At 73.0% G+C, this 16066-nt stretch carries 13 protein-coding genes; 11 read left to right on the top strand and 2 right to left on the bottom strand.

Annotated elements, in window-relative coordinates:
• Nucleotides 1-34: 34 nt before the first annotated feature.
• Complete coding sequence (locus tag JT723_RS31540) at nucleotides 35-553, bottom strand: cysteine dioxygenase (RefSeq protein ID WP_205048284.1); 519 nt, start codon at nucleotides 551-553, stop codon at nucleotides 35-37.
• 714 nt (nucleotides 554-1267) lie between these two features.
• Between JT723_RS31540 and JT723_RS31535 the strand changes: the two genes are divergently transcribed.
• The 3 genes from JT723_RS31535 to JT723_RS31525 all read left to right on the top strand — a co-directional run bounded on the left by JT723_RS31535 (nucleotide 1268) and on the right by JT723_RS31525 (nucleotide 7064).
• Nucleotides 1268-1531 (top strand): WhiB family transcriptional regulator, encoded by a 264-nt coding sequence (locus JT723_RS31535; protein WP_031519519.1) that lies wholly within the window; start codon nucleotides 1268-1270, stop codon nucleotides 1529-1531.
• A gap of 266 nt (nucleotides 1532-1797) precedes the next feature.
• Nucleotides 1798-5598 (top strand): glycosyltransferase family 2 protein, encoded by a 3801-nt coding sequence (locus JT723_RS31530; RefSeq protein ID WP_205048283.1) that lies wholly within the window; start codon nucleotides 1798-1800, stop codon nucleotides 5596-5598.
• Nucleotides 5595-7064, top strand: coding sequence for a DUF5719 family protein (locus tag JT723_RS31525; RefSeq protein ID WP_205048282.1), 1470 nt, complete (start codon nucleotides 5595-5597; stop codon nucleotides 7062-7064). Before JT723_RS31530 ends, JT723_RS31525 begins: the two co-directional genes overlap by 4 nt.
• A 23-nt stretch (nucleotides 7065-7087) precedes the next feature.
• Here JT723_RS31525 and JT723_RS31520 read toward each other — a convergent pair whose 3' ends face one another.
• Nucleotides 7088-7528: a metallopeptidase family protein gene (locus tag JT723_RS31520; protein ID WP_205048281.1), complete on the bottom strand. Its 441-nt coding sequence runs from the start codon at nucleotides 7526-7528 to the stop codon at nucleotides 7088-7090.
• A 321-nt stretch (nucleotides 7529-7849) separates the two neighbouring features.
• Here JT723_RS31520 and JT723_RS31515 point away from each other — a divergent pair, with 321 nt between their 5' ends.
• From JT723_RS31515 to JT723_RS31480, 8 genes are all read left to right on the top strand, one after another.
• Complete coding sequence (locus JT723_RS31515) at nucleotides 7850-8212, top strand: DUF3499 domain-containing protein (protein ID WP_205048280.1); 363 nt, start codon at nucleotides 7850-7852, stop codon at nucleotides 8210-8212.
• A gap of 133 nt (nucleotides 8213-8345) precedes the next feature.
• Complete coding sequence (locus tag JT723_RS31510) at nucleotides 8346-9704, top strand: phosphomannomutase/phosphoglucomutase (protein ID WP_205048279.1); 1359 nt, start codon at nucleotides 8346-8348, stop codon at nucleotides 9702-9704.
• A 136-nt stretch (nucleotides 9705-9840) separates the two neighbouring features.
• On the top strand, nucleotides 9841-10020 hold the full coding sequence (locus tag JT723_RS31505) for a Trm112 family protein (RefSeq protein ID WP_205048278.1): 180 nt from the start codon (nucleotides 9841-9843) through the stop codon (nucleotides 10018-10020).
• An 88-nt stretch (nucleotides 10021-10108) separates the two neighbouring features.
• Nucleotides 10109-11245, top strand: coding sequence for an SIS domain-containing protein (locus tag JT723_RS31500; protein ID WP_205048277.1), 1137 nt, complete (start codon nucleotides 10109-10111; stop codon nucleotides 11243-11245).
• Between the two features lie 5 nt (nucleotides 11246-11250).
• Complete coding sequence (gene manA, locus JT723_RS31495; protein ID WP_205048276.1) at nucleotides 11251-12453, top strand: mannose-6-phosphate isomerase, class I; 1203 nt, start codon at nucleotides 11251-11253, stop codon at nucleotides 12451-12453.
• Nucleotides 12454-12548: 95 nt separating this feature from the next.
• On the top strand, nucleotides 12549-13508 hold the full coding sequence (locus tag JT723_RS31490) for a cation diffusion facilitator family transporter (protein WP_205048275.1): 960 nt from the start codon (nucleotides 12549-12551) through the stop codon (nucleotides 13506-13508).
• Between the two features lie 231 nt (nucleotides 13509-13739).
• Nucleotides 13740-15191, top strand: a complete 1452-nt coding sequence (ahcY, locus tag JT723_RS31485; protein WP_205048274.1) for an adenosylhomocysteinase — start codon at nucleotides 13740-13742, stop codon at nucleotides 15189-15191.
• Nucleotides 15192-15293: 102 nt separating this feature from the next.
• Complete coding sequence (locus JT723_RS31480) at nucleotides 15294-15908, top strand: hypothetical protein (RefSeq protein ID WP_205048273.1); 615 nt, start codon at nucleotides 15294-15296, stop codon at nucleotides 15906-15908.
• Nucleotides 15909-16066 lie beyond the last annotated feature (158 nt).

The following is a 16066-nucleotide window of genomic DNA, read 5'->3' as shown; positions in this document are numbered from 1 at the left end:
CCAGTCTGTCAGTCCGCCCTGGCGGCCCGTACGGCTATCCCGCGGCCTGGACCGTGGCGGGGGTCACCGCGCGCGCGGGGGTGGTGCAGGCGTGCGGCGTCATCTCGGTGAGGCCGGGGAAGTACACGTGCAGGCTGACGGCGGGCTCCAGCCTGTCGTTGACGACCTCGTGCACATAGCCGGGTGCGAAGGCACGCTGGCCGCCGCCGGTCAGCAGGCGAGTGGTCTCGCCCCGCCTGCCGAGCGCGCGTTCGCGCAGCGCGCCCTGCAGGACGGTGAGCACACCCGAGGAACCGCCGTGGTCGTGCAGGCCGCTGCTCTGGCCCGGGAGCCAGCTGAGCAGCCACACCTCGTAGCCGGGGCCGGTCTGCAGGCGGGCATACCAGCGGGTGGTGGCGTCGTAGCGCACCAGCGGGGCCCATCGTCCGCGGTCGGCGGCGATGGAGCGGGCGACTCCGGCGAACTCCGCGACGGTGCCGGGGTGTTGCGGCACCGGGGGGAGGAGGTGGGGCAGAGCGAGCGGGTCACCGGCGATGGAGACGTCGGAGTACATGAAGGTGTGTCCCTGGGGGTGTGCGCGAGTGGCGGGCGGTGCCAGGGCCGGAAGGGCAGGTCCTGGGCAGGGGGCTCAGCGACAGCGGCAGGGACAACAGCAGTTCTGTGCGAGCGCGACGCAGCAGGACTCGCGACGGCGGGTCCGGTAGGGCGCGTGGTGCTCGGCAGGCATGCACACAAGGAGACCGGTCCGGACGACCCTCTGTCAACTGGATGTCCGAAATGTCGCTCTTCTTTCACCTGATTCGGCACGGTGAGTTGCTGAAAGGTTTGTGCGCAGAGGTGTGCGGATAGGTGCAGCGGCATCCGGGTCTCCGCGGCATTCCGTTTACCGGACGCGCCGACCGGGGGAGCCCGCGCGGCGCGCAGTCAGGCGTCGCGCATGTGTCCGAGCCTTCCCCGTGGCGTGTGTTTCTGTGATCGAAATGTGATCCACAACGCTTCATCCGTACGGGCGGAACGTGGCGAGTCGCCGCAGCGTCTGACGAGGTGTGAGCGTTGGACCGACCGGACCACGGTTGACGGATCCGGGCTTTTGGCCCGATAACAACACTTTCCGTCACCCCTTGGTTCAGCGGAGTGAATAACGGACCCAATAGCAGATCCCGGCTTGACTGGCCCGGATCGGCGCACTTGTAATTTCACTCGTGTCGTTCAGCCGCACAGGGTGACGGCGCACATCACGGGGAAGCACGACAGACGAGGGGCGCGCATGACCGAGCAGTTCCAGTTGCTGCTGGCCGAAGAGGCGGACGAGGAACTCGGCTGGCAGGAGCGCGCGCTGTGTGCGCAGACCGACCCCGAGTCCTTCTTCCCCGAAAAGGGCGGTTCCACGCGTGAGGCGAAGAAGGTCTGCCTCGCCTGCGAAGTCCGCTCCGACTGCCTCGAGTACGCCCTCGCCAACGACGAACGCTTCGGCATCTGGGGCGGCCTGTCGGAAAGGGAGCGCCGCCGCCTGAAGAAGGGCGTCGTCTGACCCTCCCGCCGCCTGCCGCAGACCCGGCGCAGCCCCGCTGAGCAGCGGCAGGCCGCCCGCCGGCCCGGCCCTGCGAAGCACCGCAGCAGCCCGCCTCCCGCGTCCCCGGACGCGGCCGGCGGGCTGCTGTTGTTCTCACACCGGGCACACGTCAGGACAGTGGTGTCCGCGTAAGCCGTTAGTGTGGGGGGCCGTCCGAGATGCAACCCCGCCGCGAGCGGGCGCCAGCGTCCACCGCAGTCCAGCGAACCGGGGCCAGAACCTCGATGTCCGTGAACAGCCCAGCACCGGCCGCCCACCCGGCCGGCACCCCTGAGTTCCCGCGCCATGTCGTCACCGCCGTGCTGGTAGCGCACGACGGCGCGCGCTGGCTGCCCAAGGCCCTCGCAGGTCTGCTCGCCCAGGACCGCCCGGTCCAGGACGTCGTCGCCGCCGACACCGGCAGCGCCGACGACTCCGCCCGGCTGCTCGCCGAGTCTCTCGGCGACCAGCGCGTGCTGCACCTGGCCCGGCGCACCTCCTTCGGCGCCGCCGTCGAGGAGGCGGCGCGCGCCGCCGCACCGCTCACCGCGGAGCAACTGCCCTACCTGTCCCGCCGCAGCGGCTGGGACCCCGTCAGCCGCAGCTGGAACGACGACGTCTACGACGAGCCCGACCAGCCGCACGGCGACCCCGTCCAGTGGCTGTGGCTGCTGCACGACGACTGCGAGCCCGACCCCGGCGCCCTGGCCGGCCTGCTGCGGGTCGCCGACAGCTCGCCCTCCGCCGCCGTCGTCGGCCCGAAGCTGCGCAGCTGGTACGACCGCAGGCAACTGCTCGAAGTCGGCGTCAGCATCGCCCGCAGCGGCCGCCGCTGGACTGCGCTCGAACGCCGCGAGCAGGACCAGGGGCAGCACGACCAGGTGCGCCCCGTGCTGTCGGTGTCCTCGGCCGGCATGCTGGTCCGCCGCGACGTGTGGGAGGAACTGGGCGGCTTCGACCGCCGGCTGCCCCTCATGCGCGACGACGTCGACTTCTGCTGGCGCGCCCAGGCCGCAGGCCACACCGTCCTGGTCGCCCCCGACGCCGTGCTCTGGCACGCCGAGGCCGCCTCCCGCGAGCGCCGCCCCGTGGACTGCGCCGGCAGGTCCGCCGCGAACCCGCACCGGGTCGACAAGGCCGGCGCCGTCTACACCCTGCTGGCCAACACCCGCGGCCCGCTGCTCCCCTATGTCGCCCTGCGCATAGTCCTCGGCACACTGCTGCGCACCCTGGCCTACCTCGTCGGCAAGGTGCCGGGACAGGCCGTCGACGAGATCGTCGGACTGCTCGGCGTTCTGCTCCGCCCCGGGCGGCTGCTGGGCGCCCGCCACCGCCGCGGCAAGGGCACCGTGCCGCCCTCGGAACTGCGCCCGCTCTTCCCGCCGCCCGGCGCGACCGTGCGGGCCACCGTCGACCAGGTCGTCAGCAACATCGCAGGCCGCGCCGACGCCTCCTCCGCCGCCGCGGGGCGGCACGGCGGAGCCGTCGAGTCGGGACCCGGCGAGGACGACGGCGGCGACTTCCTGGAGATCGAGCAGTTCGCCCGGCTCAAGCGGATCGCCCGCAAGCCCGGTCCCGTCCTCTTCGCGGTGCTGCTGGTCGTCTCGCTCGCGGCCTGCCGCTCGCTGCTCGGCGGCGGCGCGCTGGCCGGCGGCGCCCTGCTGCCCGCCGACCCCGGCGCCTCCGACCTGTGGCGCAGCTACGCCGGGTCCTGGCACGCGCTGGGCACCGGCGGCACCCAGTCCGCGCCGCCCTACCTCGCGGTGCTCGGGCTGTTCTCCACCGTGCTGTTCGGCTCCACCGGCCTGACCCTCACGCTGCTGCTCGTCGCGTCGGTCCCGCTGGCCGGATTCACCGCCTACTTCGCCTCCCGGCCGCTGGTCGACTCCCGGCTGCTGCGCGCATGGGCCTCGATCGCGTACGCCTTCCTGCCGGCCGCGACCGGCGCCCTGGCGACGGGCAGGCTCGGCACCGCCGTACTGGCCATCCTGCTGCCGCTGATGGCCCGCGCCGCGGTCGCCTGCGCGGGGCTGCAGCTCGGCGACGCGGCCCTGGACCGGGGTGTGCGGCCCGGCTGGCGCTCCACCTGGGCGCTGGCCCTGATGCTGACGTTCACCACCGCCTTCACCCCGATCACCTGGCCCATCGCGCTGGTCCTGGCCGCGGCGACCCTCGCCTGGCGGATGGCGACAGGGCGCGGCGCGCTGCTCGTACCGATGGTGCTGCGCTTCGCCGCGCTGGCCGTCACCCCGATCGTGCTGCTCGCCCCCTGGTCGCTGACGCTGCTGTCGCACCCCGGGCGGCTCCTCCACGAGGTGGGCCTGCCCTACGGCACCACGAGCGCCTCGGGCATCGACCTGCTGCTGCTCAGCCCGGGCGGCCCCAAGGGCTCCGGCGGTCTGCTGCTGGTCGGCCTGCTGCTGGCCGCGCTGGCGGCGCTGCTGCGCGACACCCGCCGCACCGCGGTCGTCGCCGCATGGGCCGTCGCCGCGACCGGCCTGCTCTTCGCGGTCGTCGAGAACGGCAAGGCATGGGCGGGGCCGGCCACGCTCGTCTACGGCCTGGCCCTGCTCGCGGCCGCCGCGGTCGGCGCGGAAGGCGCCAACGAGCGGATCGCCGCCAGCGGCTTCGGCTGGCGGCAGCCCGTCGCGGGCCTGATCGCGCTGGCCGCGGCGGCCGCCCCGCTGCTGGCCGCCTTCACCTGGGTCGCGCACGGGGCCGACGGCCCGCTGGACCGCCGCGACCCGCAGCAGGTGCCCGCCTTCGTCGCCGAGGAGAGCACCAGCGGCGACCAGGCCCGCACCCTGGTGCTCAGCGGCACCGAAGGCCGTATCTCCTACGCGCTGGTCCGCGGCGCCGGCGTCCGCATCGGCGACGCGGAACTGGCCGCGCAGGCCGACCGGGACACCGCACTCGACGACCTCGTCGCCAACCTCGTCGCGGGCTCGGGCGCCGACCAGGGCAGCCGGCTCGCCGGATACGCCGTGCGCTACGTCCTGGCGCAGAAGGGCACACCGCGAGCCGTCGGCCGCGTCATGGACAGCACGCCGGGCCTGTCCCGGGTCAGCCAGGCCGACGGCAGCGAGCTGTGGCGGGTCGACACGACCGTCTCCCGTATGACGATCACCGCCAAGGGCGCCAAGCCCGTCGCGGTGCCCTCCGGCCGCCTCGAAGCGCACACCAAGGTGCCGTCGGGTCCGCAGGGCCGCGTGCTGCGGCTCGCCGACTCCGCGGACAGCGGCTGGCAGGCCACCCTCGACGGCGCACGGCTGACGCCCACCACGGTCGACGGATGGGCGCAGGGCTTCCAGCTGCCCGCCGACGGCGGCCGGCTCGACGTCACGTTCAAGGAGCCGGTCACCCACATCGGCTGGCTCGGCGTGCAGGCCTTCCTGCTGCTCGTCACGATCGTGCTCGCCCTGCCGGGCCGCCGCCGCGAGGTCGACGACGACCTGCCGGACGCCGAGGGGGCTGCCGCAGCCGACATCCCCGGCCAGGCGAGCGGCGAGGGCCGCAGGGCACGCCGCCTCCAGGCCGCGGCGGAGGCCGAGGCCGCCGCCGACGGCACCCAGGACGACGGCGACCAGGACGCGCACGGCGGCGACCCGGGACAGCAGCCAGGACAACCCGACCCGTTCGAACCGGCGCAGGCCCCGTACGAGCAGGCAGAGGGCGGCTACGACCCCGCGGACGGCGGCTACGACCCCTACGCGGTCCCGGCCCAAGACGCCGGCCAGGCGGCCGACCCGTACTACGCGCCCTACCCCGACCAGCAGTGGGAGCAGCAGCCCTACCCCGCGGGCCAGGGCGGCGGCTACGAGCAGCAGGGCGGCTACGGCGACCAGTACGGCTACGTACCCCAGCAGCCCGGCTACGACCCCTACCCGCAAGGCGGCCAGGCACCGCACGACGGGACGGTGACCGGCTACGGCGACCAGGCGCCCTACGCGGACCAGGGCGGCTACGCCGACCCTGCGGCATATGGCGACGCCGGGGCGTACTACGCAGAAGGCGACCAGCGCCGCGACGGGAGCGACCACCAGTGAACCGCAGCACCCTCTCCCTGGGCGGCGCCGTCGCCGTACTCGCCGTCCTGACCGCAGCCGCATCCCTGACCGGCGGCGACGACTCGGTCGCCGCCCCCAAGGGCGAGGTGAAGACGCTGCCCGTGCAGCGCAGCACCGTGGTGTGCCCGGCGCCCTCCCCCTCGGAGTTCGCCACCACCGTCTACACCTCCTTCACCCCTCCGACGACGGGCAGCGGCGACGGCGGCGAGGCCGGCAGCGCCCAGCTCGTCCCCACCGCCGGCAAGGCCACGCCGCTCGCCCCGCTCAAGGCGACGGGCAAGGCCGCCACGGCGACCACGGAGAATCCCGATGCCCCCGCCCTGATCGGCACCGCGGACGGGCCGCTGGCGCCCGGCTGGGCGGTCCAGCAGACCACCGTGGTGGACTCAGGACCCGGCCGCGGACTGCTCGGCACCTCCTGCGTCACCCCGGACAGCGAGTTCTGGTTCCCCGGCGCGAGCACCGCGGCCGGCCGCCAGGACTACCTGCACCTGGTGGACCCCGACGAAGCGCCCGCCGTCGTCGACATCGAGCTGTACGGCAAGGACGGCCTGCTCAAGGCGTCGTCAGGCGACGGCATCACCGTCCCGGGCAAGGGCGCCAAGCCGGTGCTGCTGTCCACCCTGGTCGCCGACAAGGCCGCCGACCTGACCGTGCACGTCGTCGTCCGCAGCGGCCGGGTCGGCGCCGCCGTCCAGGCCACCGACACCTCGCTCGGCACCGACTGGCTGCCGCCCGCCGCCGAGCCCGCGACCTCGCTCGTCATGCCGGGCATCCCCGCCGACGCCACGTCGGTGCACCTGGTCGCCTACGCGACCGGCACCGACGACGCCGACCTGACGCTCAAACTCGCCACCGCGACCGGCCTGATCTCCCCGGCCGGTCACGAGACGATGCACGTCAAGGCCGGTATGACCGCCACCGCCGACCTCGGCGACATCACCAAGGGCGAACCGGGCTCCCTGGTCATCGGGTCGAGCGACGTGCACACGCCCGTACCCGTCGTCGCAGGGCTGCGCATCACCCGCGGCAAGGGCACCAAGCAGGAGCTGGCCTTCCTGCCCGCGACTCCGGCGATCGGCGCCAGGGCCACCGTCGCGGACAACCGCGACAAGGGCACCACGGTGGCCCTGATGGCCGTCGGCAAGGACACCAGCGTGAAGGTGACCTCGGCGCCCGGCCCGTCCGGCGGCACGAGCGTGTCCAAGACCGTCATCGTCAAGGCCAACTCCACCCTGTCCGTGCAGCCCGCGCCGCCCTCGGGGAGCAGCGGCGGCTACGCCGTGACCGTGGAGAAGCTCTCCGGCGGCACCCTCTACGCCTCCCGGATGCTGGCACTGCCGCTGGGCGGCGTGCCCATGTTCACGATCCAGCCGATGCCGGACGACCGGGGCATGGTCGAGGTGCCGCAGGCCGGCTCCGACATCGCGATCCTCGACAAGTAGGCGGGGACCGGCGCCGGGAGGCGTCAGTCCTCGCCGTACTTCGGGTCGACGTTCTCCGGCGACAGGCCGAGCAGTTCCGCGACCTGCTCCACCACCACCTCGTGGACCAGCAGCGCCCGCTCGTCGCGGCTCTTGGCGCGGATCTCGACCGGCCGCCGGTAGACCACGATGCGACTCGGCCGCCCCTTGCCCGCGCCGACCAGCCGCCCCAGCGGCACCGCGTCGCCGTCGGCGGGACCGTCCTGCGGCCAGGGCACCTCCTGCACGGCGAACTCCACGTCCGCCAGCTGCGGCCAGCGCCGCTCCAGGCGGTCGGCCGCATCCCTGACCAGGTCGTCGAAGGCGTCCGCACGGCTGAGCGCGAGCGGCACCTGCGGCGGCGCGATAGGGCCGCGCATGCCACGGCCGTGCCGGTCACGGTGCCGCGGACGCGGGTCGGAGGGAGGTGGAGCCGAGCTGTCCATCAGCGTGAGCCTAGCTCCCGCCCCGCGCCGTGTCGCGACCCGAGTGATCGCGGCCCCTTTATCGTCATCTCGCACCGAGTTTCAGACCGCATCAGGCCACAGAAGTGATGCAAACGCGCCACCTGGCGACCGAAGCCGTCACGTGCCGCCGTCATGACCGCCCGCCCCGCCTTGGTACGTACCTCCCGCCACTGCGGCATCACCGCAGGTCCACGCGACGGCGGCACCAGTGCGCCCGCAGACCGCGCCGCCACGACACGACCGGGTGAGCCTGCGGAGAGTCGTCGCGGCCCGCTCAAGAGTGCGGTACCGTCCAACCTCGTGAGCCCTGTACGTCGCTGTTCGCGCACCGCTTGCGGCCGCCCCGCCGTAGCGACGCTGACGTACGTCTACGCGGACTCCACGGCCGTCCTCGGCCCCCTCGCCACGTATGCCGAGCCGCACTGCTACGACCTGTGCTCCGAGCACTCCGAGCGGCTGACCGCCCCGCGCGGCTGGGAGGTCGTCAGGCTCGCCGTCGACACCGGCCCCGTCCGGCCCAGCGGCGACGACCTGGAGGCCCTCGCCAACGCGGTACGCGAGGCCGCCCGCCCGCAGGAGCGCCCCCGCGCCGGCGCCCGCGACATCGACCCGCTGGAAGTCGCCCGCCGCGGCCACCTGCGGGTGCTGCGCTCACCCGAGTAGGGCACGGCACCGCCCGCCGCCCCTGTGCGGGGAACGGGCCGCCGCCCGTCCGGGGTAGGTTGTGGCCGGAACCGCGGCATATTGCCGCGCCGAACCGTCCGATCTCCGCGACTCCGTACAGCAGAGGTGTGCAGTGGCCGATTTGTCGCAGCTGGTCAAGGCCTACGACGTACGCGGAGTCGTACCCGACCAGTGGGACACCCCGCTCGCCGAGATCTTCGGTGCGGCCTTCGCCACCGTCACCAGCGCCGACGCCGTCGTGATCGGGCACGACATGCGGCCCTCGTCCCCCGGCCTGTCGGACGCCTTCGCCCGCGGTGCTGCCTCCCGCGGCGCCGACGTCACCCGCATAGGGCTGTGCTCCACCGACGAGCTGTACTTCGCCAGCGGACGGCTCGGCCTTCCCGGCGCGATGTTCACCGCGAGCCACAACCCCGCCGAGTACAACGGCATCAAGATGTGCCGGGCGGGCGCCGCACCCGTCGGCCAGGACACCGGCCTCGCCGACATCCGCGCCCTCGCCGAGCAGTGGATGCAGACCGGCATCCCGGCCGGCGCCGCCGTCCCCGGCACCATCGGCGACCGCGACGTGCTCGGCGACTACGCCGACTGCCTGCGCTCCCTGGTGGACCTGTCCGGGATGCGCCCGCTGAAGGTCGTGGTCGACGCGGGCAACGGCATGGGCGGCCACACCGTGCCCACCGTGCTGGCGGGCCTGCCCGTCGACCTGGTGCCGATGTACTTCGAACTCGACGGCACCTTCCCCAACCACGAGGCCAACCCCCTCGACCCGAAGAACCTCGTCGACCTGCAGGCCAGGGTGCGCGAGACCGGCGCCGACATCGGCCTGGCCTTCGACGGCGACGCCGACCGCTGCTTCGCCGTCGACGAGCGCGGCGAGGGCGTGTCGCCCTCCGCGGTCACCGCGCTGGTCGCCGCCCGCGAGCTGGCAGCCAACCCCGGCGCCACCGTCATCCACAACCTGATCACCTCCCGCTCCGTGCCCGAGGTCGTCAGGGAGCACGGCGGCACACCGGTGCGCACTCGCGTGGGCCACTCGTTCATCAAGCAGGAGATGGCCGCAACCGGCGCCGTCTTCGGCGGCGAGCACTCCGCGCACTACTACTTCCGCGACTTCTGGAACGCCGACACCGGCATGCTGGCCGCACTCCACCTGCTGGCGGCCCTCGGCGGCCAGGACGGGCCGCTGTCCGCCCTCGTGGCCGGCTACGACCGCTACGCGTCCTCCGGCGAGATCAACAGCACCGTCGCCGACCAGGCGGGGCGCACCGAGGCCGTCCGCGCCGCCTACGCCGGGCAGCCCGGAGTCACCTTCGACGACCTCGACGGGCTCACCGTCAGCGCCGCCGACTGGTGGTTCAACCTGCGGGCCTCCAACACCGAGCCGCTGCTGCGGCTCAACGTCGAAGCCGCCGACGACGCCGCCGTCGCCCGTATCCGCGACCAGGTGCTCGCCCTCGTCAGGGGCTGACCCCGGCCCCTGCTCCGGTTCGGCCCCGGTCCCGGCCCGCCCCCGCCGCGGTCCCGTGCCCCGACGACCTGCGCGGCGATAGGCTGGCAGGCACAGGCCGGGGCCACCCGCCGCACACGCCAGGAGGACACCGCACATGCCGCTCGTCGAAGCCAGCCTTCTGGACATCCTCGCCTGCCCCGCCTGCCACGCGGCGCTGCGCGAGGACGAGGACGCCGCCGAGCTGGTCTGCACCTCCAGCACCTGCGGACTGGCCTACCCGGTCAGGGACGACATCCCGGTCCTGCTGGTGGACGAGGCCCGCCGCCCCGGCTGACCCCGGCGCCCCGCCACGACACACCCGCAAGGACCCGCCGGGTCCGCCCCGTCCTACCGCCTCACGACGCCACGCCCCGGAGGTCGCCTTGTTCGACGAGTCGCTGCTGGAGGACCCCGAAGGTCTCGCCCGCGCCGACACCCGGGGACTCCTCCGTGGAGTGGCCGCATCCGGCGCCCGGGTACGCACCGCACTGCGGCTCGCCGAAGAAGCCGGCGTCACCGCACTGCAGCCGGACGGGCGGCCCCGCACAGTCCTGGTGGCCGGCAGCGGCCCCGACGCCGCCGCCGTCGCCGACCTGCTCACCGCACTCGGCTCCGGCAGCTGCCCCGTCGAAGCCCTCACCCCGGGCGGGCCCACCGCACAGCAGGCCCGCTGGACACTGCCCGGCTGGGCCGGCTCCCTCGACCTGCTGCTCCTGATCTCCCCCAACGGCACCGAACAGGGCCTCACCGACCTGGTCGAGCAGGCCTACCGCCGCGGCTGCACCGCCGTCGCCGTCACCCCGGCCAAGGCGCCGCTGGCCGAAGCCGTCGCCCAGGTCCGCGGCCTCGCCCTGCCCTTCGCGGGACCCGAGGCGGGCGGCCCCGTCGACCCCACGGCCGACACGGCCGCCGACACCGGCGCCTTCTGGGCACTGCTCACCCCGCTGCTCGCCCTCGCCGACCGGCTCGGCCTGATCACCGCGCCGATCCGCGAACTGCACGACCTCGCTGACACCCTCGACGAGGTCGCCGCCCGCTGCGGCCCGGCCATCGCCACCTACACCAACCCGGCCAAAACCCTCGCCGCGGAACTCGACGACGCCCTCCCGCTGCTGTGGAGCCAGGGGCGCATCGCCGCCGCGGGCGCCCGCCGCTTCGCCGCCGTCCTCGCCATCCGCGCCGGCCGCCCGGCACTGAGCGCAGAACTGCCCACCGCGCTGGCCCTGCACGGCCCGCTCCAGGCCGGCGTGCACGCCCTGACCGCCGACCCCGACGACTTCTTCCGCGACCGCGTCGAGGACTCCGACGGGCTGCGGCTGCGCATCGTGCTGCTCCAGGAAGCCCCCGACCAGCCCGGCTCCGCGGCACCCGCGGCCCGCGAGCAGGCCTACGCACACGACACCCCGCTCAGCGAGATCGCCGCCCCCGGCGGCAGCGACCTGCACATCGCCGCGGAGATCCTCGCCCTGACCGATTTCGCCGCCGTTTACCTGGCCGTCGCCTCGACCGAGAGACCATGACCGGCATGAACCGCCTCATCACCACCATCCGCCCCTACGCCTGGGGCTCCACCACCGCCATCCCCGAACTCCTCGGCACCCCGCCCACCGGGGAGCCCCAGGCCGAACTGTGGATGGGCGCCCACCCCGGCGCACCCTCCCGCGTCGACCGCGGCGCGGGACCCGTCCCGCTGGACACCCTCATCGACGCCGACCCCGTCGCGGAACTCGGCGACGCCGCCGTCAAGCGCTTCGGCCCCCGGCTGCCCTTCCTGCTCAAGGTGCTCGCCGCCGGCGCACCCCTCTCGGTCCAGGTCCACCCCGACCTCGCCCAGGCCAAGGCCGGATACGCCGACGAGGAAGCCCGCGGCATCCCCCTCGACGCCCCGCACCGCAACTACAAGGACGCCAACCACAAGCCCGAGATGCTCGTGGCGCTGTCGCCCTTCGACGGACTGTGCGGCTTCCGCCGGCCCACCGAGGCCGCCGCCCTCATCGATGCACTCGGGGTCGGCGCCCTCGCCCCCTACGTCGACATCCTCCGCGCCCACCCCGAGGACCAGGCGCTGCGCGAGGTCCTGGCCGCCGTCCTCGGCGCCGACCCCGCCGCGACGGCCGACAGCGTGCACGCCGCCGCGGATGCGGCGGCACGGCTCGCCACCACGCCCGGCACCCCGCACGCCGCCGACTACGCCGCCTACGCCAAGGCTGCCCACAGCTTCCCCGGCGACCGCGGCGTCATCGCCGCCATGCTGCTCAACTACGTGCGGCTGCAGCCTGGCGAAGCCCTCTACCTCGGCGCCGGCGTCCCGCACGCCTACCTCGAAGGACTCGGCGTCGAGATCATGGCCAACTCCGACAACGTGCTGCGCTGCGGCCTCACCCCCAAACACATCGACGTACCTGAACTCCTGCGCATCGTCCGCTTCGAGGCCGACGACCCCGCCGTCCTCCGCCCCGAGGCCGCCCCCGACGGCGAGGAGCTGTACGCCGCCCCGATCGACGAATTCCGGCTCTCCCGCTACCTCCTCGCCGCCGGCTCCGACCCGCGCACGCTCGACCCGGGCAGACCGCAGATCCTGCTGTGCACCGCGGGCCAGGCCTCCCTGCGCGCCCAGAACGGCAGCACCCTCACCCTCGGCCGCGGCGAGTCCTGCTGGATCCCGGCCGGCGAACGCACCGAACTCGACGGTGACGGCACCGTCTTCCGTGCCACCGTGGCGGCCTGACGCACCGGCGGCGACACGGGCTGCAAGAATGTCCGTCCGCAACGCCCGCCAAGGCAAGGCAGCCGCCAGGGCCGACGGAAGGACACCCAGCACACATGAGCGCCTCAGGCGGAACCAGGGCGATCGTCGCGGCACTGAGCGCCAACCTCGCCATTGCCGCGGCGAAGTTCGTCGCGTTCGCGTTCAGCGGCTCCTCCTCGATGCTCGCAGAAGGCGTGCACTCCCTCGCCGACTCCGGCAACCAGGGACTGCTCCTCATCGGCGGCAAGAAGGCCAAGCGGGCGGCCAACGAGGAACACCCCTTCGGCTACGGCCGGGAACGCTACGTCTACGCCTTCCTCGTCTCGATCGTCCTGTTCTCCGTCGGCGGCATGTTCGCCCTCTACGAGGGCTATGAGAAGATCCGCCACCCGCACGCCATCGACCACTGGTACTGGCCGGTCGGCGTGCTGGTCTTCGCCATCGTCGCCGAGGGCTTCTCCTTCCGCACCGCCATCAAGGAGTCCAACCACACCCGCGGCGTGCTGTCCTGGACCGAGTTCATCCGCCGCGCCAAGGCGCCGGAACTCCCCGTCGTGCTGCTGGAGGACTTCGGCGCCCTCATCGGCCTCGTCCTCGCACTGCTCGGCGTCGGCATCGCCCTGGCCACCGACAGCGGCGTCTGGGACGGCATCGGCACCCTGTGCATCGGCACCCTGCTGATCTGCATCGCCCTCGTCCTCGCCGCCGAGACCAAGTCCCTGCTGCTCGGCGAAGGCGCGGGAGCCGAGTCCCTGACCCGCATCCGCGAGGCCACCGTGGACGGCGAGAGCGTCACCGGCATCATCCACATGCGCACCCTGCACCTCGGCCCGGAAGAACTCCTGGTCGCAGCCAAGATCTCCGTCCGGCACGACGACACCGCCGCCCAGGTCGCCGCCGCCATCGACGCAGCAGAGGAGCGCATCAGGGCCGCGGAACCCTTCGCCCGCGTCATCTACCTCGAACCCGACATCTACAGCGAAGCCGCCGCCGCGGCAGGCCCCGACCCCGACCAGACGCCCGGCGGCCGCTGACCGGAGGGACTGCGGCCGATCCGCCCGCCGGTGTAGATTCGTACCCAGCCAGACGTCGCTGCTGATGGCGGTCGGGCGGTCGCCCCACGGTGACCGACCGAGGGAGAGAGGGCCTCCGACGGATTGCGCTGCCGCAAGGGGACAGGTGCGCCCGCAGCCGGATGCACCCGCAACCGTCCCGCGGCCGCGCCACATCCCTGTCCACCTCGATCGCACCGAGGAGCAGCCCGCATGACCACTACCGCTACCGACTTCAAGGTCGCGGACCTCTCCCTTGCCGCCTTCGGCCGCAAGGAGATCACCCTCGCCGAGCACGAGATGCCCGGCCTGATGTCGCTGCGCGCCGAGTACGCCGCGACGCAGCCGCTGGCCGGCGCCCGCATCACCGGCTCCCTGCACATGACCGTGCAGACCGCCGTCCTCATCGAGACCCTGGTCGCCCTCGGCGCCGAGGTCCGCTGGGCGTCCTGCAACATCTTCTCCACCCAGGACCACGCGGCCGCGGCCATCGCGGTCGGCCCCGAGGGCACCCCCGACAACCCCAGGGGCGTCCCGGTCTTCGCCTGGAAGGGCGAGACCCTCGAAGAGTACTGGTGGTGCACCGAGCAGGCCCTGACCTGGCCCAACACCCCCACCGGCGGCCCGAACATGATCCTGGACGACGGTGGCGACGCCACCCTGCTCGTCCACAAGGGCGTCGAGTTCGAGAAGGCAGGCGCCGTCCCCGCCACCACCGCGCAGGACAGCGAGGAGTACGGCCACATCCTTGAGCTGCTGCGCCGCACCCTCGGCGCCAGTCCGCAGAAGTGGACCCAGCTCGCCTCCGAGATCCGCGGGGTCACCGAGGAGACCACCACCGGCGTCCACCGCCTCTACGAGATGCAGCAGGAAGGCACGCTGCTCTTCCCGGCGATCAACGTCAACGACGCGGTGACCAAGTCGAAGTTCGACAACAAGTACGGATGCCGCCACTCGCTGATCGACGGCATCAACCGCGCCACCGACGTCCTGATCGGCGGCAAGGTCGCCGTCGTCTGCGGCTACGGCGACGTCGGCAAGGGCTGCGCCGAGTCCCTGCGCGGCCAGGGTGCCCGCGTCGTCATCACCGAGATCGACCCGATCTGCGCGCTCCAGGCTGCGATGGACGGCTACCAGGTCGCCACCCTGGACGACGTCGTCGAGACGGCCGACATCTTCGTCACCACGACCGGCAACCGCGACATCATCATGGCCTCGGACATGGCCCGGATGAAGCACCAGGCGATCGTCGGGAACATCGGCCACTTCGACAACGAGATCGACATGGCCGGCCTGGCGAAGACCCCCGGCATCGTCAAGGACGAGGTCAAGCCGCAGGTCCACACCTGGACCTTCCCCGACGGCAAGGTCCTGATCGTGCTGTCCGAGGGCCGCCTGCTCAACCTCGGCAACGCCACGGGCCACCCCTCCTTCGTCATGTCCAACTCCTTCACGGACCAGACGCTGGCGCAGGTCGAGCTCTTCACCAAGCCCGAGGAGTACCCGATCGGCGTCTACGTGCTGCCCAAGCACCTGGACGAGAAGGTCGCCCGGCTCCACCTCGACGCCCTCGGCGTCAAGCTCACCACCCTGCGGCCGGAGCAGGCCTCCTACATCGGCGTCAAGGTCGAAGGCCCCTACAAGCCGGACCACTACCGCTACTGAGCCCCGGCTCCGCACCGCCCGGCCCCGCAGGGCCGGACCCCACCGCGCAGGCCCCCGCCTCCCCGTCGAGGCGGGGGCCTCGCCAGATCCAGAGACCCCACCATGCCCCGCGGCCGCTACTCGCTCCACGACACCCATGACCACACCCCCCTGGGAGAAGAACACTTCCACTGCGCCACCGGCCCCTCCGGCTGGCGCTACACCGCACAGACCACCGCACCCGGCGGCGACATCACCGGCTCCGTCGACCTGACCATCGACGAGCTCGGCCGCCCCATCCGCCTGGAACTCCACGCCGGCGCGTGGCAGGTCCGTGCAGCCGCACTCGACGGTCTCACCTGGGTCCGCACCGACCCCGCAGGCGACCACGCGCAGGAGGGCAACGCCCCCGCGCACGCCTTCACGGGCGCCTCGCCCGCCTTCCTCGTCGCCACCGCGAGGCTCCTGCGCCTCGAACCAGGCGGCCCCGCCACCCGCGTACGTCTCGTCTCATTCCGGCCCCCCGTGCTCGCCCCGCTCACCGTCGACCAGTCGTGGTCGCTGCTCACCAGGACAGCACATCCGGCCGACAGCGGTTTTCTGCCTGTGGATAACTTTCTGGTGAGTGACCTGGCCACCGGCGACCAGCACGAGGTCCACCTCGCCGGCGACGTCGTCCTCGCGGCCCCTGGCATCGAGCTCGAAGACCTCGACACCCCGCCGTCGACCTTCACCTGATTTGACGCCTCCGGGGGAGGGAGGTAGATTAGAACGGTTGTCACGAACCGGGCATCCGGGCGTGAACGACGAAGATCCTTACTACTTCGCCAGACGAAGACACCTCAGCCAAGCCGGGAGAAATCTCAGGCGGGGCATTCGTGTCCCCGGACGGCGGG

Origin of the sequence: Actinacidiphila bryophytorum (assembly GCF_016916835.1) — a bacterium.
Classification (GTDB): domain Bacteria; phylum Actinomycetota; class Actinomycetes; order Streptomycetales; family Streptomycetaceae; genus Actinacidiphila; species Actinacidiphila bryophytorum.
The sequence above is the reverse complement of the archived record's forward strand: the minus strand, read 5'-3'. Positions and strand labels throughout refer to the sequence as shown.